Genomic DNA, 17,435 nt, shown 5'->3' with positions numbered 1-17,435 from the left:
CGCACGTTGTGTCGCTGGTGGGGGAGTTCCGGCGCGGGCGCGTGTGGCGCGGGGAGCGCGTGACGCCGCGCCAGCCCGTGCCGGAACATGGGTCACAACCGGTCACGGATACCGCTCCCGACCGGTCCTTGACGGTCCTGTGAGGTCGAGAACGGTCTCGTCAGGCCGGGAGCCCTGCCGTCAGCGAGGCCTGCGGGCCGGTCGCGGTGCGGTCCTGCGGTGGATGGGGCCACCCGGCGTGTACCAGCCGGCCTTCTTCCGGACAGCGGGCGACGGATCGTTGTCCCGGGCCCGGACCAGGGCGGCGACCGCTTCCGTGTGGGTGTGCACCGACAGCCCGACGAGTTCGGCGGCGAAGTTGCGCACGTGGGCGTCCGGATCCCGGCTCAGCAACTGGATCCCCCGGGGCAGCACCACGGCCCGGTCGGGGCGGCAGGCGTCACTCTTGCACCGGTCGCAGGCCAGCGCGTGCACCGCGGCGATGCGCACCTCAGGGCTGGGGTCGTCGAGCATGGCGATCAGATCGTCCAGCGCCTCGGTGACGAGCAGGTGGTCCAGCAGCCTGCAGCACTGCTCCCGTACCAGGGCCTCGGGGTGCGCCAGGCCCAGTCGGATGGCGGGCACGGCGGCGGAGCCGAGCCGCATCAGCTCGCGGAAGGCCGCCGGCCTCCTCGGCTCGCTGCCCAGCGCATGCACCAGGGCGTCTGCGTGTGTCTGCGCGATCGGCATGGGCACCTCCTAGTCCCCGTCTCTCCTCTCCGACGAGTCTGCGGAGGTCGTGCCGGCGCCCGCAACGCATTTCCTCGTGCTGTTCACCGCGCGCGTCCGCCGATGGCTGACTAGCGTGACAAGCCAGAGCCTTCAATGACGAGGGAGTCAGAGCCATGGCCGTACAACCTGAGGGAACACCGTGCTGGGCCGACGCCGCGTTCAGCGATGTCGAGGGTGCCAAGAGCTTCTACGGTGACGTGCTGGGGTGGACGTTCGGCGAGGCGTCGTCGGAGTTCGGGAACTACACACAGGCCTACGTGAACGGCAAGGCCGTGGCCGCCGTCGTACCGCCCATGCCCGGCACGGAGGGCCAGTCGGCGTGGTGTCTGTACCTTGCGTCGCCCGATGCCGCCGCCACCGCCGAGAAGGTACGCGCCAACGGCGGCCAGGTCCTGATGGAACCGATGCAGGTCGGCGACTTCGGCACCATGCTGCTGGCCCAGGAGCCGAGCGGCGCCGTCTTCGGCGTGTGGCAGGCCGGCGTCCACGAGGGCTTCGAGGCGACGGCCGTACCGGGTGCCTACTGCTGGGGTGAGGTCTTCACCAGGGAGCCCGAGAAGGCGGATCCCTTCTTCACCGCCGTCTTCCCCTACAGCGCACAGCAGATGGAGGACGACGCGATCGACTTCAGGATCTTCAACCTCGGCGAGGAGACGGTTCTGGGCCGGATGAAGATGACGGACGAGTTCCCGCCCGAGGTGCCCTCCTACGTCAACGTCTACTTCACGGTCGAGGACTGCGACGCCGCCGTCGCGAAGGCGACCGAACGTGGCGCGATTCTGCGGTTCGGCCCGATGAGCAGCCCCTTCGGGCGGTTCGCGGCACTCAGCGATCCCCAGGGCGCGTCGTTCTCCGTGATCGACGTGACCGCGACCGAGGGCGAGATGCCGAAACTGACCGACGTGTCCTGAGCACGGGCGCGCACCCGGGCCGCACGGGCGAGGCGGGCCCGTCCTCGGACGGGCCCGACCGCGGTGTCGCGCTACGGCTTGCGGCCGACCGCTCCGTAGGCGTCGACCACCGAACCGGCGGCCTCCGGACGCCACTGGGTGACCTGCACGACGCCGGGTTCGACCAGCTCCAGCCCGTCGAAGAACCCGGCGATCTCCTCGACGGAGCGCACGTAGTACGGGACGGCGCCACTGGAGTTGTACGCCTCGGACGCGGCGATCATGCCCTCGCTGGTGGCGGTGCTGTCGCTGATCACCAGGTAACTGCCCGACGGCAGACCGGACATGAGGCGCGAGACAAGATCCCGGGCCTGGCCGTACTCGGCGACGTGGCCGAGCGTGTTGAGGATCATCAGGGCGACGGGCTTGGACAGGTCCAGGGTGTGCGCCGCGGCCTTGAGGACATCCTCGGGCTCGTACAGGTTGGCGTCGAGATACGCCGTCTCGCCCTCGGGCGTGCTGGTGAGCAGGGCCCGGGCGTGGGCGAGGACCAGGGGGTCGTTGTCCACGTACACGATGCGTGCGTCCGGGGCCACGCGCTGGGCGACCTCGTGGGTGTTGTCGGCGGTCGGCAGACCGGTGCCGATGTCCAGGAACTGCCGGATGCCCTGCTCGCCGGCGAGGTGCGTGACAGCGCGTCCGAGGAAGTGGCGGCTCGTGAGCGCCACGTCGACGAGACCGGGGAAGATCTCCTTGATGTGGTCCCCGATCTCACGGTCCACCTCGTAGTGGTCCTTGCCGCCCACGAAGTAGTTCCAGAAGCGAGCGGAGTGCGGCTTGTCCGTGTCGATCCGGGCCCGTATCTCGGCAGCTGCGGCGAGTTCGGGTTCGTGGTCTGTCACGAGAGGGCCTCCTGCGGATCGTTGTTCGGCAATCGAACGTCAACTTAGCCGAATGATCCGCCCGCGCGTCTGCGCTCCGGAGGGCAACTCGGGCGGACCGTACGGGTTTTGGCCACTGTGGGTTAGTGTCGTGCACCGGCTCAACGGGTTCAAGGAGGAGACATGGCGATCGAGATCAGTGACGTGGCCGAGGCGCGTCGCTACGAGGCCCGGATCGACGGAGCGCCGACGGTCGCCGGCTTCGCGCAGTACATCCGTACCGACGAGCTGATCGCGTTCGTCCACACCGAGGTGAGCCCCGAGAGCGAGGGCAAGGGCGTCGGGTCCGCGCTGGTCCGGGCCTCCCTGGACGAGGCACGTGCCGCGGGCCTGCGGGTGCTGGCCACCTGCCCGTTCTACGCGGGCTGGATCGCCCGCCACCCCGCGTACGCAGACCTGCTGTACCAGGCACGCAGCAAGGTCACCGACTGACACCGCCGAACAAGGTAACGGGGTCAACGGGCCCTCTAACCGTGCTGGGCCGACGCCTGCCAGCCGAGTGCCGGGCCGAGCCGGGTGGCGATGTCGGTGAGGATCTGGACGTAGTCGTCGTGCTCGAAGGTGAAGGGCAGCGCGAACGCCACCTCGTCGATCTCCCGGAACGCCGCGTGCGCGTAGAGCTGTTCGGCGATCTCCGCGGAGGTGCCGACGAGGTCCGGCGCGAACATCAGGCGGGCCGGTCCCTGCGGCACGGCGGTCCGCGGCAGCCGCTTCTCGGCGTACGCCTCGTACTTCGCACGCTGCTCCGCCGAGGCGCTGTCGGTCGGGATGACGACGAGCCCCTGGGAGACCCGGGCACGGTCGCCGTCGGGGTGATGGGCGCGGAAGGCGCGTACGTGGGACAGCTGGACCTCGGCGAAGTCCTCGGACTCCTCCGCCTTGACGACGCTGCTGGTCAGGAAGTTCATCGCGTGCTCACCGGCCCACTGCGCCGACCGCAGGCTGCCGCCGCCGTACCAGAGGCGGCGGCCAAGTCCCGGCGCGTGCGGCTGGACGCGGTCGGAGAACACCTCGAAGCCCTGGACACCGCTGAAGTCGGTGGCAGGCTCGCCGCGGATGAAGTCCAGCAGCCGCGCCACCCGGTCGTACCCGAAGTCCTCCGCGTCGGCGGTGTCCGGATACAGCGCCTGCTTGACCTGGTCGTAGTGCATCGGCGGGCCGACGCTGATCCCCGGATTGAGCCGGCCGCCGGACAGGATGTCGACCGTGGCCAGGTCCTCGGCCAGCCGCAGCGGGTTCTCCCAGCCCAGCGGGATGACCGCGGTGCCGAGCTCGATGCGGGCGGTGCGCTGGGAGGCCGCGGCCAGGACGGCCACGGGGGAGGAGATGCCGTACTGGAGATGGCGGTGGCGCAGCCAGGCGCTGTCGAAGCCCAGTCGCTCACCGAGCTGGATGATCTCCAGCGTGGACTCGTGGCCCTTGCGGGGGTCGGCCTCGTCGAACAACCCGATGGTCAAGAAGCCCAGCTTCCGCAACGGTTGTGAGGGCAGCGGCACGGGGCTCCTCCATCGTCCGGGCGGGTTCTGTCGAACGCCTGCGCTGATCGCCATTCTGGCAGGCGATCACCGGAGGCGCGGCGGGGGGCGGTCGCGCTCGCGGGTTCGCCCTCAGCCGAGGATGTGCCGCAGATAGGCGTGCGGGTCGGCGAGATAGCGGCGCCAGTGGTCGACCAGGGCGAGATCCTGCCAGGCCACCCGGCGCATCCCGTGTTCGCCGACCTCGATGATGTCCGCACCCGGCAGCGCGGTCAGCAGCGGCGAGTGCGTGGCGCAGATGACCTGTCCGCCCTGCTTCGCCAACTGGTCGAAATGGCCGAGCAGTTCGAGGCACGAGCCGAACGAAAGGGCCGCCTCAGGCTCGTCCAGCACATACAGCCCGGGCTCCAGGAACTTCCCGCGGAACGCCGCGAGGAAGCCCTCGCCGTGACTGACCGAATCCGGCGCGAGCCCTTCCCGGTCCAGCGCGTCCATCGCCGTCTCCGCCCGCAGGAAGAACCCCTTGCGGGCCGACCAGCTGCCGAGCATGCGCCGCCCGCGCGCTGCCGCAGCGTCGAAACGGATGCGCTCGCCTAGCTCGGACTTGGCCCGATGACTCGCGTACCGCCAGTTGTGCGAGCCGCCCCAGGAGTCCAGACCGAAGCCCTCGGCCAGCGCCTCGACGAGGGTCGACTTGCCCGAGCCGTTCTCACCGACGACGAAGGTCACCGGTGCCGTGAACCGGACACCGTCCTCCATCAGCCCGCGCACACACGGCACGGACCAGGGCCACGCGTTCTCGTCGTACGAGGCCATGTGTGCGTACGCGCGTTCGATGATCACGGGTCGAGTCTTCCACAGCGCGCCGCGGCGGTTTCGAGGATTGCCGCGGCGGCCCGAGGACCGCTACGGACGCGGCTGGTCGCCCTTGTCGTCGCGCTCCGCGTTCTTCTCCTTGATACGGACCGCTTCCTTGCGGACCTCGGCCTGGGTGGCGCGCTCCTTCTGGAGCCACTCGGGACCCTCGGCCTTCAGCGCCTCGATCTGCTCCGTGGTGAGAGCCTCCGTGACACCGCCGCGCGCGAGCCCGGCGATGGAGACGCCCAGCTTCGCCGCGACGACCGGACGGGGGTGCGGGCCGTTGCTCCGCAGGTCCTGGAGCCACTGAGGGGGATCGGCCTGCAGGGCGGTCAGCTCGGAGCGCGAGACGACACCCTCCTGGAACTCGGCGGGGGTGGCCTCGAGGTACACACCCAGTTTCTTGGCCGCGGTCGCGGGCTTCATCGTCTGGGTGTTCTGGTGCGACGTCATGCTGCCCAGGGTATCGAGCATGTGAACCACCGCCGACCACGCCGGGTAACCTGGCCAGGTGACAGGCTCGGAAGATTCCCCCTCGTTCCGGCTCGCATATGTCCCGGGAGTGACGCCCAGCAAGTGGGTGCGGATCTGGAACGAGCGGCTGCCCGACGTCCCCCTCACCCTCCTCGCGGTGTCCGACGCCGAGGTCTTCGACGTGCTGCGGGGCGGCGACGCCGACGCGGGATTCGTACGGCTGCCGGTCGACCGTACGGATCTCAGCGCGATCCCCCTCTACACCGAGACGACCGTCGTCGTGGTCCCGAAGGACCACGTCGTGGCGGCCGTCGACGAGGTGACCGCCGAGGACCTGGCGGACGACATCGTGCTGCATCCCCTGGACGACACCCTCCACTGGGAGCGGCTGCCGGGCCGGCCCGCGATCGAGCGCCCCGCGACGACGGAGGACGCGATCGAACTCGTCGCGGCGGGCGTGGGACTCCTGATCGTCCCGCAGTCGCTCGCCCGCCTGCACCACCGCAAAGACCTCACCTACCGGCCGGTCACCGACGCCCCCGAGTCGCGCGTCGCCCTGTCCTGGCCCGAGGACCGGACCACGGACCTGGTCGAAGACTTCATCGGCATCGTCCGCGGCCGGACCGTCAACAGCTCCCGGGGCCGTTCCGCGGCCCAGACCGAGCCCAAGGACAGGCCCGAGGCGAAGAACAAGGGCACCGATCGTCGGAAGCCCGCCGCCGGCAAGGCAACAGGCAAGCCGACCGGCAAGAACCCACGGACCGGCTCCGGCGCCCCCAAGGGAACGAAGCGCGGAAAGCCCCGCCGCAAGTCCTAGCGACCGCGGGGGCCGACGAGTCTCGCGGGCTACTCCCGGTGGCGTATGCGCCGGTGTGATCCGGCCCATACGGTGATGACGTGACGAGCTTCGACGGACTGGTGGAGCGTGCGCGATCACTGTCGCCGCTGACCGCGGACCTGCTGGTGGTCGCCGTGGTCGGGCTGTTCACGGCGTCCGACGCCGCGTCCAACGACCCCGACTACCAGCAGGCCGACGGACTCACCTGGCTGCTGCTCGCGATCTCCCTGACCGCACTCGTGTGGCGCCGACGGTGGCCGGTGCCGGTCGCGATCGTCACGGGCGCCGCCTGCGCGGGCTGGGCGCTGCACGGGCACATCGGGGAGTTGCTGAACCTGCCGGCGATCGTCGCCCTGTACACCGTCGCGGTGCTGGGCGACCGGCGGCGCACCCTGTGGACCGGGCTCGTCGCGTCCCTCGTCTCGGGCGCGGTCGCGCTACGGGTGGGGCGTGACGTGGCCAACCCGCAGGGGCTGCCGTTGCTGGAGATGATCTGGCCGCTGGTGCCCCTGCTCCTCGGCGAAGTCATCCGTACGCGGCGGCAGTTGATGGACGAGTACGCGGCCCGGGCCGTCCGCGCGGAGGAGGAGCGGGAGCGGGAGGCGGCGCGCCGGGTGCACGAGGAGCGCCTGCGCATCGCCCGCGAACTGCACGACATCGTCGCGCACACGGTGACCGCGATGACGGTGCAGGCCGGAGTCGCCCTCGACGCACTCGACACCCGCCCCGAGGTCTCCCGGCAGGCGATGCGGCAGGTACGCGACTCGGGCAAGGAGGCCGTGGGCGAACTGCGGGCCACCGTCACCGTGCTGCGCGACCACGACCTCGACTCCACGGCACCCGCTCCCGGACTCGCCCAACTGCCCGAACTGGTCGGCCGGTTCACCGACAGCGGCGTGAACGCGGCACTGCGCCACGACGGCACGGCGGACGGGCTCTCGCCGATGGTCGAGCTGGCGGCGTACCGCATCGTGCAGGAGGCGCTCACGAACGTGGTCAAGCACTCCGGCGCACGCCACGCGGCGGTCTCGGTCGCCCGGCACGGCGACCGGCTCTGTGTGGAGATCGCGGACGACGGACCACCCTCGCGGACCGGGCCACCCGCGAAGCTCGGCCCGCCGTCACAGGCCACGGCGACCGAGGGCTTCGGGCTCGTAGGCATGCGCGAGCGTGCCGCCGCGGTCGGCGGCAGCATCGAGTACGGTCCGGTGTCCGGCGGCGGCTTCCGCGTACGGGCCGTACTCCCGGTCGTGCTTCCGGCCGAGGCACTCCGGGGAGGGCGGCCATGACCGTGCGCGTGGTGCTCGCCGACGACCAGACCGTCGTACGGGCCGGTTTCCGGGCCCTGCTGGACCTGACCGACGACCTGGTGGTGGTCGCGGAGGCGGCCGACGGGACGCAGGCCGTCGAGGCGGTCCGGCTGACCCGGCCCGACGTGGTGCTGATGGACATCCGGATGCCCGGAGTCGACGGCATCGAGGCCACCCGCCGCATCGCCGCCGACCGCACCCTCGACGGAGTACGCGTCGTCATGCTCACCACCTACCAGGTCGACGCGTACGTCTTCGAGGCGCTGCGGCACGGCGCGGCGGGCTTTCTGCTGAAGGACATCGAGCCCGACGGGCTGCGCGCGGCGATCCGTACGGTCGCGGCCGGACAGAGCCTCCTCGCGCCCGCGGTCACGCGGTCGGTCGTCGAGGAGTTCGCCCGGCTGAGGGCCCCGGAGGCGTCCGGTGCCGAGCGGCTGGCCGCGCTCACCGACCGGGAGCGCGAGGTGATGGCACTGGTCGCGGCCGGACTGAGCAACGAGGAGATCGGCCGGCAGCTGATCATGAGCCCGTTGACCGCGAAGACCCACGTCAGCCGGGCGATGACCAAGCTGGGAGCGCGCGACCGGGCGCAGCTGGTGGTGCTGGCGTACGAGACAGGGCTGGTCCGGGCGGGGGAGCGGTGAGGGTACTCCCGCGGGAGTAGTTGCCGACTCCCGGCGGCGGATGTCCGGGGCGTCACCGCTCCCTACCGTCGAAGGCATGATCGAGGCACGCGAACTCACCAAGAGGTACGGCGACAAGACCGCCGTCGACCAGCTGTCCTTCACGGTCCGGTCCGGCCGGGTGACCGGCTTCCTGGGCCCGAACGGCGCCGGAAAATCCACCACCATGCGACTGATCCTCGGCCTGGACGCGCCCACCTCGGGCGCCGTCACGGTCGGCGGCAAGCCATATGCCGAACTGGCCGCCCCCCTGTGCACCGTCGGCTCGCTGCTGGACGCGAAGGGCGCGCACGGCGGGCGTTCGGCGTACCGGCACCTGGCCGGGCTCGCGGCGAGCAACCGCATCCCGCGCCGCCGCGTCGACGAGGTGCTGGACCTGACCGGTCTGACCGAGGTCGCGGGACGCCGGTTCGGCGGCTTCTCGCTCGGTATGGGCCAACGGCTCGGTATCGCCGCCGCGTTGCTCGGCGATCCGGAGGTGCTGATCCTCGACGAGCCGGTGAACGGGCTGGACACCGAGGGCATCCGCTGGATCCGCGACCTGATGAAGTCCCTTTCCGCACAGGGCCGTACGGTCTTCCTCTCCAGCCATCTGATGAGCGAGATGGAGCTGACCGCCGACCATCTGATCGTGATCGGACGCGGCCGGCTCCTCGCCGACACGACGATGCGCGACTTCATCGAGACCAACTCCCGCGCCCATACGCTCGTCCGCTCCCCGGAACCCGAGAAGCTGCGGGGCCTGCTGGAGGCCACGGGTGCCGACGTCCGTCTCGACCCGCGGGGCGGCTGGCGGGTGGACGGTCCGGACGCCGCGGCCATCGGCGACCTGGCCCGCGACCACGGTCTCGCGATCCATGAACTCACCCCCGCCCACTCCTCGTTGGAGGAGGTCTACACGGCCCTGTCCCAGGACTCGGCCGAGTACCGGACGCACGCTGTCCGGAGCCGGAAGGAGACAGTCTGATGGCGACCACGACCCTCACCACCGCCCGGGCCGGCTTCCCAGGGGCCCTCGCCCATGAGTGGATCAAGTTCCACAGCGTGCGCTCCACGGTCTGGACGACCCTCGCGACCGCCGCCGTGCCCGTGCTGGGTGCGGTGTTCGTGGCCGCCACCGAGAGCCTGCAGCCGGACGACACAGTCCTCGGCGGCAGCCTCACCGCCTCCGTCCCCGCCCAGATGCTGGCTGCGGTGGTCGGTGCCCTGCTGATCACGGGCGAGTACGGCAGCGGCACCGTACGCACCACCTTCGCCGCCAACCCCCGCCGAGCCACCGTGCTCGCCGCGAAGGCCACCCTGATCGCGGCCCTGATGTACGTCCTGGCGTTGATCTCCTGCACGCTCGCCTATCTGATCGGCGACGCGATGCTCGACAGCGGCCGGTACGCCCAGGGCGATCCGCTGCCCGCCCTGTTCGGCATCGCCGCCTCCTTCGCCGTCGCCGGGCTCCTCGGCCTCGCGGTCGGCACCCTCGTACGCCACTCCGCGGGAGCCGTCACCACTGTCGTCGGCGTACTGCTCCTGCCCTCCCTCCTCGGCCCGCTCTTCGGCGACGCCCAGCGCTGGATCGCGGGCGTCTCCCCGACCAGCACCCTGGAGAAGCTGATCCAGACCTCGGACGCGACCGCGGAAACCGTCGGCAGCCTCGGCCCCTGGCCGTCCCTGCTCCTGGTGGCGGGCTACACGGCGGTACTGCTCCTGCTCGCGGCCGGTGCCCTGCGCGGACGAGACGTCTGACAGGAACGGAGGAACGATCATGCTGTGGAGCGCCGCTCGCCTACGCACCCTGCTCGCCCTGGTGTTAGCCGATCTCCTGCTGCTGGCGGCGGTGTCCGCGACGTGTGCGCAGGCGACCGTTTCCGCCCCGCACGGCGCCCGGATCATCGCCGAGGAGAAGGCCGGTGAGCGTCTGGTCGATCTCACGGTGGACTCGCCCGCGCTGGGTCGTTCCGCGAAGGTCCGGCTGCTCACCCCGGACGGCTGGGAGGAGCGGCGGCCCGGCGAGACCTGGCCGACCCTGTATCTGCTGGTCGGCGGCGACGGCAACTACAGGGCCTGGACCGAGGACTACGACGCCCGTCTCCAGGAGTTGCCCGACCTGCGGGACGTACTGGTCGTCATGCCGGAGATGCCGTTGTCCGGCTTCTACAGCGACTGGTTCAACAGCGGCGAGGGCGGCCCGCCGGCGGTCGAGACCTTCCACCTCAGGGAGGTACGCCCTCTGCTGGAGCGCCGCTATGGAGCGGGCGTCCGCCGCGTGGCCGCGGGTGAGTCGCAGGGCGGATTCGGCGCCCTCTCCTACGCGGCACGCCACCCCGGGCTGTTCCGGGCGGTGGCGAGCTACAGCGGATTCGTACATCCACTGCGCCATCCGCACGCGGTCCGGGCCGGGATGACCTACCTGGGCCTGGACTGGACGGCGGTGTGGGGCGACCCGGTCGCCGAACGGGCCAACTGGCAGGCTCACGACCCCTATTACCTGGCCGACCGACTGCGCACGACTCCGGTCCACGTCTCCGCCGGCGACGGCACGGAGGGCGTCTTCGACCCGCCGGGCACGCCACCGGACGTGGAGATCCCGGGGCTTGAGGACCCTGCCGACCCGTTCCTCGAGGACGCGATCTCCCCCACGGAGACCCTTATGCAGCGTCAGTCCCGGTCCCTGGCCGCCCGCCTGGCGTCCGTCGGGGCTCCGGTGACCACCCACTTCTACGCCGGAACGCACTCGCCTCCGTACTGGAAGCGCGAGTTGTACCGCTCGCTCCCCATGCTGCTGAGGGCGCTGGGGATCCGGGACCGGTGACCGTGACGCGCTGCCTCAGTCCCGCGGGCGGGGCTGCCCGGAGTCCGGTTGTGTGGGCTCGGTCGCCGCGGAAGGCCGGGGGACGGTGTCGGTGGGCCGGGCCGAGTCGGTGGGGGTGGTGCCGTGCTTCGGGCCGACGGTCTCGCCCGGGATGACGCGGGGAGCCGTCTGCCCGTCGGTCCCGTCCGTCCCGGCCGGCTCGTCCCTCGTCGCCGCGGCCTCGGCCTTGAGGATGCGGGCCGACTTGCCTGCCGAACGAGCCAGATCGGGAAGCTTCTTGGCGGCGAGGACGAGGATGACGACGACGAGGATGATCGAGATTTCGCTCAGTCCGAACATTCGGGTCCTGCCTTCTTTCTCTGCCCGGCCCGGTCGGGGCGCGAGCACAACGGGGGAGGGGTGGAGCGGTGGTGGCCGGCGCGGTGCGGGGAGTCAGTCGAATCGGGTGGCGGCGAGCTGTCGGCGGAGGTAGGGCAGCGCACCGCGCTCCAGCAGCGCCCGCTGCCACCTCGCACGGGCATGGTGCAGGTTACGGGCCGACGCCCCGGTCCGGTCACCGAGACCGGGGCGGGTGCGCGACGCGGTGCACAGCAGGGCGGTCAGCCCGGCGAGGGTGCTCGCGGCCGCGATGAGCGCGAACACCCAGCCGGCGGTGACGAGCGAACCGCCCATCGGCCCCTGTACGCCGGCGAGCCGAAGGCTGTACCCGAGCACGAGCAGGACCGCCGCGGCGGTGGCGGCGATCGGCGGAGTGAGCACGGCGAGGGCGGGCAACAAGGCTCCGGCATCGGCCGGTTGGGGCTGCCGGTCGTACTCCACGGTCGTCCTGGACTGCCGACCGCGCTCCCCGGCGGCCCGGGACTGCCGACCGCGCTCCACGACCGTACGCGCGGCGAGGTACTCGCGGTACTCGTCACCGGCCGCGGCCGTGATCTCGTCCACGGCCCGCAGCGCCTGGGCGCGCAGCCGTGTCGCGGCCGCGCTCGTGGGGTCGGCGAGCAGCGCCGTACGGATGTCCGTCGTGCTCAGCGCCTGGCGCAGTACGTCCTCGAAATCCGCTCGGTCCTCCGGGCGGAGGCGGGGCGGGCCGGCCAAATGGTCTCCCTGGGTGGCTCGAACGATGGAGGTGCGGCCCGCTTCGGGCGGGGCGCGGGCCCGCCCCCGGTGAAGGGGCGGGCCCGTAGGTACGGAGGGCGGGAGCCGTTGGCTCAGACGCCGACGCCGAAGTCGGAGGCGATTCCGGCCAGGCCGGACGCGTAACCCTGGCCCACGGCACGGAACTTCCACTCCGCGCCGTTGCGGTACAGCTCGCCGAAGACCATCGCGGTCTCGGTGGCGGCGTCCTCGGACAGGTCGTAGCGGGCGATCTCGGCGCCGCCGGCCTGGTTGACGATCCGGATGAAGGCGCCACGGACCTGGCCGAAGCTCTGGCCGCGGTTCTCGGCGTCGTGGATGGACACCGGGAAGACGATCCGGGTGACGTCGGCGGGCACGCCGGCGAGGTTCACCTTGATGACCTCGTCGTCGCCCTCGCCCTCGCCGGTGAGGTTGTCACCGGTGTGCTCGACCGACCCGTCAGGGCTGGTGAGGTTGTTGTAGAAGACGAACTGGGTGTCGGAGGCGACCTTTCCGGCCTCGTTCAGCAGCAGCGCGGACGCGTCGAGGTCGTAGTCGGTGCCCGTCGTGGTCCGGACGTCCCAGCCCAGGCCGACCAGAACCGCGGTCAGGCCCGGAGCCTCCTTGCTGAGCGAGACATTGCCGCCTTTGGCCAGGGAAACTCCCACGCTGCTCTCCTTCATGCTCGGTTGTGCGGTGCCGGGTCCGGTCCATGTGGTGAACCCGAAAATAAATCTACATCACTGTAGAAATATGGGGGGTGGGTCGGTTGTACTCGCTCGCGAGGCCGGCCGCGGCGAGGCAGCGGTTCGCAGGCGAGTGGAGCGCGAGCGGATCTCTATACGATGGACCGCCCGTGAAGTGCGCGGCAGCCGAAGGGAGACAGGGCGTGACGGATCACCGGCGGCGTCCCCGGCGGCGGGGGCAGGGTGAGCTGGAGACGCAGGTCCTGTCGGCCTTGCGGGAGGCGGACGGGCCGGCGACGGCGGGCTGGGTGCAGGACCGCCTCGGCGGGGATCTCGCCTATACGACCGTGATCACGATTCTCACCCGGCTGCTGGCCAAGGGCGCGGTGACCCGGGAGCGCGCGGGACGGTCGTTCGCGTGGACACCCGCGTCGGACGAGGCGGGGCTCGCCGCGCGGAAGATGCGCAAGGTGCTGGACGGCGAACCGGACCGGGAGGCGGTGCTGGCCAGCTTCGTCACCGCGCTGTCGCCGGACGACGAGCGGCTGCTGCGTGAACTGCTCGGGCAGCCCGAGACGGAGAGGGAAGACTGAAGCCTCATGGGGGTGTTCGTCTTTCTGCCCTTGATCCTGCCTTTGACGGCTTGGCCGATCGCCCGGCTGGCCGAGCAGCGCCTGCATCCGGGCACAGCCACCCGGCTGCTGACCGGCGTGGCCGGTGTCATGGCCGTCTGCAGCACGGTCTGCCTGGCCCTGCTGATGGTCGTCGGCACCGCGCAACTGCCCGGAAACCCGCTGCCCGACGGGTGGTCGGACCCCGAGGTGCGCGCGGCCGTCCCGTACGACGAGGTCGCCGGACGAGCGGCCATCCCCGCTCTGCTGGCGGTGGCCCTGGTGTGCATCGGGACGTTGTGGCGACACGGCAGAGTGCGCCGCCGCGCCCACCGCGCGCTGGCCGGACTGCCCGGTACGGGGGTCGCGGTGCTGCCCGACGAGATGCCCTACGCGTACGCCCTGCCCGGCGGAGCCCGCGACCGGATCGTGGTCACCACCGCCCTGCTGTCCTGCCTCGAACCCGCCGAGCGGCGCGCCCTGTTCGCCCATGAGCGCGCACACCTGACGGCCCGCCACCACCGCTTCCTCCTGGTCGTGCAACTGGCGGCGCGCGCCAACCCGTTCCTGCGACCGCTGCGAACGGCCGTGTCCTATAGGGCGGAACGCTGGGCCGACGAAGAGGCGGCCCACGCCGTGGGCAGCCGCAGGGTCGTGGCGTGCGCGATCGGCAAGGCGGCACTGGTCTCCCGCGGCACCCCGCCCCCGACACTCGCAGGCTTCGCCGCACCGGGCCCGGTACCCCGCCGCGTGGCGGCCCTCCTGGAACCCGCGCCCGCCGTACGCGACTGGCCCTCCCTGTTCACCACGGTGGGCATGGCCACCTGGGCAGCGGCCGTCGGAACGGCACTCTCCGCGATGTCCTCGGCCAGCTCCGCCGTGACGATGGTCCTGATCCTGCACGCGGCGACACCACTCTGAGCGCCTGCCTGGCCCGGCCTGGCCATCAGGTCACGGACGAGGGCGAGGGAACGTTTCCAGGGCTCTGGCCAGGCCGGCGGCGTCGGTGCCGATCTTGCGGTAGACCGAGGAGAGCAGTCGCGTCACGCCCTGCTCGGTGAGGCTCAGCGCCTTCGCGACCACCCCTGCCGGGAGCCCCTGGGCCGTCATCTCGGCGGCCTTGCGTTCCGGAGCGGTGAGCGTGTCCGTCTGTCCGTAGCGAAGGGGCAGCGGCCGCAGCCCGGCTGCCGAGAGTTCCGCCCTGGCCCGGGTCGCGAGGGCCTCCGCGCCGCAGTGGACGGCGCCTTCCTGGCCTTGGTAGAGACGGTCCGCGGCCTCCTGCAGCCTGCCGTGCCGGGAGAGCGCGGCCCCGTGGCCGACCAGCGCACGGGCCAACTCGTACGAGGCGGGCGACCGTTCGAGATGCTCGATCGCCTCCGTGTACAGGTCGAGCGACGCAGGTCCGCCGGTCACCTCGGCCTCGGTATGGAGCGCCTGGCCGATCGCGGAGGCCGCACCGAAGTCACGGGCCCGCTTGACGGCGTCCTGGGCGAGACGGATCGCGCGGTCGGGAGCGGCATGGGCGACGGCGGACGCCAGATCCAGCTGCCAGGGGCACCAGGTCGGGTTGCGCCAGGATCGTGACTCCAGCCATTCGCCTACTGCGGACAACAGGTGCTCGGCCTCGGAGTGCCGGCCCTCGGCCAGGAGCAGTTCGGCGTACACCGTGCGGGGATCCGGGTAGATGACGGCGTTCGGGACCACCTCGCCGTAGTGGTAGAAGTCGGCGAGCTGCCGCGCTTCGTCGGTCCGACCACGGGCGAGGAGGATCTGAATCAGGATGCCGATGGCGAACCACTGGGCGGGCACCGCGCCTTCTACCCGGTCAGCGGTGCGCAGTCCCTCACGTACGAATTCCTCCGCCTCGGTGAGGCAGCCGCGACGGTAGCGGATGTAGCCGAAGAGGGTCTGGCCGACAGCCAGGTGGGAGCCGCGCCAGCCTTTGGTCTCGCACTCGGCCATTCCCTTGGTGAACAGTTCCTCGGCCCGGCGTGGCTGGTCGCAGTACATGAAGACGAGGGCGACGGAAACGGGCAGCTCGAAGCCCCGGTTCTCAGCGGTCCAGCTCAGCCCGCCCCGCAAGGATTCCTCGGCATACTCAAGAACGGTCTGCCGCGGCTCGCCTCGCATCATCGCGTCCCAGGACCGCAGGCCGAGGATGTACCGCTCCTCCAGTCCACGGCCGGTCAGCCGCTCCGCCAGCCGTGCCAGCCTGCGCGAGCGGGCGGCCGAGTCGGGCTCGTCGGTGCGGAACGCGCTCCATACGAAGTGGTCGGCCTGCATACGCAGTCGGATACGCGGATTGGTCGCCTGCTGTGCCTCGTCGGCGGCCACGGCCGCGGCCTCGGCCACCCGGTCGAGATGCGCCAGCGCCTGGGTCAGCCGGTAGACGATGGAGGCGCGCAGGTCGGGGTCGATCCCGGGCTCTGCCAGAGCCGCCCGGAGATGGCTGACGGTGGCTGCGGGTTCGATCAGGAAGGTCGAGCACGCGAGTTCATGGAGGAGCGCCGCACGGTCCTCCGGAAGGGGCGGCTCCTGCAGTGCCCGGGTCAGGACGCGCCGGGCGGCCTCCGGAGCCCCCGCGCACAGATACTCATGGGCGGCCTCCCGAAGGCATGCGACTGCCTCGGGCCTGCCCTCGCACGGGACTTCCAGCAGATGCCGGGAAGCGGCGGTGGGCCCGAACCCCGCGGCGTGGACCGCCTCCGCCGCCGCGTTGTGCAGACCGACCCGCAGACTCGCGGAGATGTCCCGGTAGACCGCTGTCGCGATCAAGGGGTGTACGAACTCCAGGTCGCCTCCCTGACCTGGGGCGTCCTTGAGGATCCGAGCGGTGCGCAACCTCTCGGCCGCCTCGATGGCTTCTTCGCGGCCGACCACCGCGATGGTGGCGGCGAGTTCCGGCGAGATGGACGTACCGAGGACCGCCGCGGCCCACGCGAAGCGGACGGTGGCCGTGCCGAGCCGGTGCAGTCGGTCGAGGAGCCCGGGTCCCTTGACCGCCGAGGCGAGGTCCCGCATAGAGGACAACTCGTCCCGCGTGCCCTTCATACGGCGCTCGCCGAGTCGGATGGCGAGCTCGACGGCCTCGAACGGGCTTCCGCCGGTGGCTGTCCAGCACTCATCGCAGAACTCGTCCTCGGCTCCCTCGCCGACCTCGTCCCTGACGATGCGTGCCACGCCCGCGGACGTGAGCGGTGCGAGGGAGTAGGGGCGGTTCCGGTGACGTTCGACGAGTGTGCGGAAGGGTGTTGCCTCGTTCGGCAGTTCGTCGGGCCGGTAGGCGGCGACGATCAGCAGCGGGAGGTCCTCGGCCCGTGGGGCGAAGGAGGCGAGCCAGTTCAGGGACTCGACATCCGCCCAGTGCATGTCGTCCAGCAGCAGGATGACGGGCGCCTTCATCACCGTGAGGCGCGTCATGACCCAGTCGAGTCCGTCGCGCACCCCGGTCGGGTCCGGCACCCGTGCGGTGCCCGTCGCCTCCAGGCCGAGCGCGGCGGCGACGATGTCGTACCAACTCCCCAGGAAGGCCCGGCGCTCGGGGTCTTCCATCGCCGCCAGGGCGGGTTGCACGAGTTGCCGCACCACGTGGAAGGCCAGCTCTTGTTCCTTCTCCCCGCCCTTGCCCGAGAACACCGTGAATCCATGTGCCGCAGCCCGGGCGCGTGCCTCCGTCATGAGCGCCGTCTTGCCCAGCCCGGCCGAGCCGGTGAAGGTGAGGAGTCCGGTGCGGCGCGGTCGCGGCACACCGTCCCCTGTATCACTGAGCTCGGCCAACGCGGCGTCGATCGCACGGAGTTCCCTATGGCGCTCCAGCAACAGATGGCTCTCGGGGTCCGGTTGCCGCAGCTCATGCGCCATATGCCCTACCGCTTCCTGTTTCGTTGATCCTTCGGAAGGCAGCGATGAGCGTACGCCCTTGCGGACATCGGGTGGTCGTATTGGGCAATGAGTACACAGGGAAGGGCGAATCATG

19 protein-coding genes are annotated in these 17,435 nt (G+C 71.1%); 10 read left to right on the top strand and 9 right to left on the bottom strand.

The window, feature by feature from the left end; translation table 11 throughout:
- Positions 1–180: 180 nt before the first annotated feature.
- Positions 181–729 (bottom strand): HEAT repeat domain-containing protein, encoded by a 549-nt coding sequence (locus ACFWXQ_RS01360; protein ID WP_383953451.1) that lies wholly within the window; start codon positions 727–729, stop codon positions 181–183.
- Between the two features lie 155 nt (positions 730–884).
- Here ACFWXQ_RS01360 and ACFWXQ_RS01355 point away from each other — a divergent pair, with 155 nt between their 5' ends.
- Positions 885–1,682, top strand: a complete 798-nt coding sequence (locus ACFWXQ_RS01355) for a VOC family protein (protein WP_383953453.1) — start codon at positions 885–887, stop codon at positions 1,680–1,682.
- Positions 1,683–1,753: 71 nt separating this feature from the next.
- Here the strand turns inward: ACFWXQ_RS01355 and ACFWXQ_RS01350 are convergent, their stop codons facing one another.
- A complete protein-coding gene (locus ACFWXQ_RS01350) occupies positions 1,754–2,563 on the bottom strand; it encodes an SAM-dependent methyltransferase (protein ID WP_384082699.1) in 810 nt (269 codons plus the stop codon).
- 162 nt (positions 2,564–2,725) lie between these two features.
- Between ACFWXQ_RS01350 and ACFWXQ_RS01345 the strand changes: the two genes are divergently transcribed.
- On the top strand, positions 2,726–3,034 hold the full coding sequence (locus tag ACFWXQ_RS01345) for a GNAT family N-acetyltransferase (RefSeq protein ID WP_383954354.1): 309 nt from the start codon (positions 2,726–2,728) through the stop codon (positions 3,032–3,034).
- A gap of 35 nt (positions 3,035–3,069) precedes the next feature.
- Here the strand turns inward: ACFWXQ_RS01345 and ACFWXQ_RS01340 are convergent, their stop codons facing one another.
- The 3 genes from ACFWXQ_RS01340 to ACFWXQ_RS01330 all read right to left on the bottom strand — a co-directional run bounded on the left by ACFWXQ_RS01340 (position 3,070) and on the right by ACFWXQ_RS01330 (position 5,409).
- Positions 3,070–4,098 carry an LLM class flavin-dependent oxidoreductase gene (locus tag ACFWXQ_RS01340; RefSeq protein ID WP_383954356.1) on the bottom strand — a complete coding sequence of 343 codons (1,029 nt, stop codon included), beginning with the start codon at positions 4,096–4,098 and terminating at the stop codon, positions 3,070–3,072.
- Between the two features lie 111 nt (positions 4,099–4,209).
- Positions 4,210–4,920: an AAA family ATPase gene (locus tag ACFWXQ_RS01335; RefSeq protein ID WP_383954358.1), complete on the bottom strand. Its 711-nt coding sequence runs from the start codon at positions 4,918–4,920 to the stop codon at positions 4,210–4,212.
- 63 nt (positions 4,921–4,983) lie between these two features.
- Positions 4,984–5,409: a DUF5997 family protein gene (locus ACFWXQ_RS01330; protein WP_383954360.1), complete on the bottom strand. Its 426-nt coding sequence runs from the start codon at positions 5,407–5,409 to the stop codon at positions 4,984–4,986.
- Positions 5,410–5,446: 37 nt separating this feature from the next.
- Here ACFWXQ_RS01330 and ACFWXQ_RS01325 point away from each other — a divergent pair, with 37 nt between their 5' ends.
- The 6 genes from ACFWXQ_RS01325 (at position 5,447) to ACFWXQ_RS01300 (ending at position 11,046) form a co-directional block, all read left to right on the top strand.
- A complete protein-coding gene (locus ACFWXQ_RS01325) occupies positions 5,447–6,226 on the top strand; it encodes a LysR substrate-binding domain-containing protein (RefSeq protein ID WP_383954362.1) in 780 nt (259 codons plus the stop codon).
- 80 nt (positions 6,227–6,306) lie between these two features.
- Positions 6,307–7,536 carry a sensor histidine kinase gene (locus ACFWXQ_RS01320; RefSeq protein ID WP_383954364.1) on the top strand — a complete coding sequence of 410 codons (1,230 nt, stop codon included), beginning with the start codon at positions 6,307–6,309 and terminating at the stop codon, positions 7,534–7,536.
- Positions 7,533–8,201 (top strand): response regulator, encoded by a 669-nt coding sequence (locus ACFWXQ_RS01315; RefSeq protein WP_383954366.1) that lies wholly within the window; start codon positions 7,533–7,535, stop codon positions 8,199–8,201. Before ACFWXQ_RS01320 ends, ACFWXQ_RS01315 begins: the two co-directional genes overlap by 4 nt.
- Before the next feature lie 76 nt (positions 8,202–8,277).
- A complete protein-coding gene (locus ACFWXQ_RS01310) occupies positions 8,278–9,207 on the top strand; it encodes an ATP-binding cassette domain-containing protein (protein WP_383954368.1) in 930 nt (309 codons plus the stop codon).
- A complete protein-coding gene (locus tag ACFWXQ_RS01305; protein WP_383954370.1) occupies positions 9,207–9,980 on the top strand; it encodes an ABC transporter permease subunit in 774 nt (257 codons plus the stop codon). The genes ACFWXQ_RS01310 and ACFWXQ_RS01305 overlap by 1 nt, the downstream gene beginning before the upstream one ends.
- A gap of 19 nt (positions 9,981–9,999) precedes the next feature.
- Positions 10,000–11,046 carry an alpha/beta hydrolase gene (locus ACFWXQ_RS01300; RefSeq protein ID WP_383954372.1) on the top strand — a complete coding sequence of 349 codons (1,047 nt, stop codon included), beginning with the start codon at positions 10,000–10,002 and terminating at the stop codon, positions 11,044–11,046.
- A 15-nt stretch (positions 11,047–11,061) separates the two neighbouring features.
- Here ACFWXQ_RS01300 and ACFWXQ_RS01295 read toward each other — a convergent pair whose 3' ends face one another.
- The 3 genes from ACFWXQ_RS01295 to ACFWXQ_RS01285 form a co-directional block, all read right to left on the bottom strand.
- Positions 11,062–11,385: a twin-arginine translocase TatA/TatE family subunit gene (locus ACFWXQ_RS01295; RefSeq protein WP_383954374.1), complete on the bottom strand. Its 324-nt coding sequence runs from the start codon at positions 11,383–11,385 to the stop codon at positions 11,062–11,064.
- Positions 11,386–11,478: 93 nt separating this feature from the next.
- Positions 11,479–12,141 (bottom strand): hypothetical protein, encoded by a 663-nt coding sequence (locus ACFWXQ_RS01290; protein WP_383954376.1) that lies wholly within the window; start codon positions 12,139–12,141, stop codon positions 11,479–11,481.
- Between the two features lie 113 nt (positions 12,142–12,254).
- Complete coding sequence (locus tag ACFWXQ_RS01285) at positions 12,255–12,830, bottom strand: TerD family protein (RefSeq protein ID WP_055617887.1); 576 nt, start codon at positions 12,828–12,830, stop codon at positions 12,255–12,257.
- A 221-nt stretch (positions 12,831–13,051) separates the two neighbouring features.
- Here ACFWXQ_RS01285 and ACFWXQ_RS01280 point away from each other — a divergent pair, with 221 nt between their 5' ends.
- Complete coding sequence (locus ACFWXQ_RS01280; RefSeq protein WP_383941535.1) at positions 13,052–13,441, top strand: BlaI/MecI/CopY family transcriptional regulator; 390 nt, start codon at positions 13,052–13,054, stop codon at positions 13,439–13,441.
- Between the two features lie 6 nt (positions 13,442–13,447).
- On the top strand, positions 13,448–14,380 hold the full coding sequence (locus tag ACFWXQ_RS01275) for a M56 family metallopeptidase (RefSeq protein WP_383941532.1): 933 nt from the start codon (positions 13,448–13,450) through the stop codon (positions 14,378–14,380).
- A gap of 30 nt (positions 14,381–14,410) precedes the next feature.
- On the opposite strand, the gene ACFWXQ_RS01270 is transcribed toward ACFWXQ_RS01275, so the two are convergent.
- Complete coding sequence (locus ACFWXQ_RS01270; RefSeq protein WP_383941529.1) at positions 14,411–17,320, bottom strand: ATP-binding protein; 2,910 nt, start codon at positions 17,318–17,320, stop codon at positions 14,411–14,413.
- Between the last annotated feature and the right edge of the window lie 115 nt (positions 17,321–17,435).

Source organism: Streptomyces sp. NPDC058697 (genome assembly GCF_042715345.1).
Lineage (GTDB): Bacteria > Actinomycetota > Actinomycetes > Streptomycetales > Streptomycetaceae > Streptomyces > Streptomyces liliifuscus.
Note: the sequence above shows the minus strand (reverse complement) of the source record. Positions and strands in the feature narration are given on the sequence as shown.

What these genes read in the sequence shown, in the direction of transcription:
- ACFWXQ_RS01360 (WP_383953451.1), bottom strand. Translation starts at nt 729, where the DNA reads ATGCCGATCGCGCAGACACACGCAGACGCCCTGGTGCATGCGCTGGGC.
- ACFWXQ_RS01355 (WP_383953453.1), top strand. Translation starts at nt 885, where the DNA reads ATGGCCGTACAACCTGAGGGAACACCGTGCTGGGCCGACGCCGCGTTC.
- ACFWXQ_RS01345 (WP_383954354.1), top strand. Translation starts at nt 2,726, where the DNA reads ATGGCGATCGAGATCAGTGACGTGGCCGAGGCGCGTCGCTACGAGGCC.
- ACFWXQ_RS01330 (WP_383954360.1), bottom strand. Translation starts at nt 5,409, where the DNA reads ATGCTCGATACCCTGGGCAGCATGACGTCGCACCAGAACACCCAGACG.
- ACFWXQ_RS01315 (WP_383954366.1), top strand. Translation starts at nt 7,533, where the DNA reads ATGACCGTGCGCGTGGTGCTCGCCGACGACCAGACCGTCGTACGGGCC.
- ACFWXQ_RS01310 (WP_383954368.1), top strand. Translation starts at nt 8,278, where the DNA reads ATGATCGAGGCACGCGAACTCACCAAGAGGTACGGCGACAAGACCGCC.
- ACFWXQ_RS01305 (WP_383954370.1), top strand. Translation starts at nt 9,207, where the DNA reads ATGGCGACCACGACCCTCACCACCGCCCGGGCCGGCTTCCCAGGGGCC.
- ACFWXQ_RS01300 (WP_383954372.1), top strand. Translation starts at nt 10,000, where the DNA reads ATGCTGTGGAGCGCCGCTCGCCTACGCACCCTGCTCGCCCTGGTGTTA.
- ACFWXQ_RS01295 (WP_383954374.1), bottom strand. Translation starts at nt 11,385, where the DNA reads ATGTTCGGACTGAGCGAAATCTCGATCATCCTCGTCGTCGTCATCCTC.
- ACFWXQ_RS01275 (WP_383941532.1), top strand. Translation starts at nt 13,448, where the DNA reads ATGGGGGTGTTCGTCTTTCTGCCCTTGATCCTGCCTTTGACGGCTTGG.
- ACFWXQ_RS01270 (WP_383941529.1), bottom strand. Translation starts at nt 17,320, where the DNA reads ATGGCGCATGAGCTGCGGCAACCGGACCCCGAGAGCCATCTGTTGCTG.